Source organism: Cupriavidus sp. 8B, from assembly GCF_054589115.1.
This window is the reverse complement of sequence record NZ_BAAILO010000176.1, coordinates 1-1023: the sequence shown is the minus strand read 5'-3', so window position 1 is coordinate 1023 and position 1023 is coordinate 1. Positions and strand designations below refer to the sequence as shown.

Genomic DNA, 1023 nt, shown 5'->3' with positions numbered 1-1023 from the left:
CATATCCAGCCAACGCTACAATCGGCAGACTACCCATTTATCCTCGATGCTGTACTGGAAGGCATGGGCATCGGTATTCTGCCAACATATGCAATGTGCGGACCGACCGCCCAAAATCTGCAGCAAGTACTTCCGCAGTACCGGATCGTCGGGCAGCTTAACAGCCTGTACATTCTCACGCTTCCAAGCCATTTCCCGTCACCTGCAAAACGGGCGCTAATGGAATACCTTGAAAAAGAATTGAGGGAATACGCTGAGAGCTGGAAATAGGCGCATCAAGTGGCGCCGGTCCCGTAACCCGGCGCACCAATTCGCGGCCTCACCGCATCTTGTGGAGCCGTCGCTGTCAACGAGGCGTCACAACGATCGCGCGACCGCAGAGGCGCCGCGACGCAATCGCCCCTTAAAACCACTGGTTCCGTCTGACCGCACTGCTGGCCGCCGGTGCGTCCGCCTCCAGCAGGCCGTCGGAAGACACGTCTTGTTTGCCCCGGAACTAGCCGCCCGCGCCACACCAGGCCAGGCCACGTGCGCACTGACCGACGTGCCCTGCCCATCCCTTTTTTGGAGACTGCGTCGTCGGCGCCATGTTAACTGGCAGTGAACGCTGCATCCTTTCCCAATGGGATTGTCTGCCGGGAGGGTCAAGTCCAGAATGAGCCAACGATGCATGGATGGTAAAAAAAATTCAGGGGCTCGGGCGCTATCTGATCCCATTTTCCGTCCATATTCTGCTGACATAGCGAGGAGCGTTAGATGGAATACAAGACAACCAACCCGGCGACAGGAAAACTAGTCAAAACGTTCGAAGGTGCCAAGGACGACGAGATCGAGGGAATTATTGCGACGGCTCACGGTGCTTTTGAACTGGATTGGCGGCATCGGTCCGTTGCGGATCGTGCGCGGGTTATCGCGAAGGCGGCATCTATCCTGCGAGACAAGGCGGAAGAATATGCGCAGATTATCACGCTGGAGATGGGAAAGAGGATCGCCGAAGCACGCGCCGAAGTGAAGTTATCAGCA

Annotated in this window: 2 protein-coding genes; both read left to right on the top strand. The window is 56.9% G+C overall.

Annotated elements, in window-relative coordinates; translation table 11 throughout:
• Positions 1–270, top strand: a 270-nt coding sequence (locus ACYP5B_RS17605; protein WP_459570531.1) for a LysR substrate-binding domain-containing protein, incomplete at its 5' end; no start/stop codon positions are given.
• Positions 271–756: 486 nt separating this feature from the next.
• Positions 757–1023: aldehyde dehydrogenase family protein (locus tag ACYP5B_RS17600; protein ID WP_459570530.1), on the top strand; the 267-nt coding region annotated here is incomplete at its 3' end.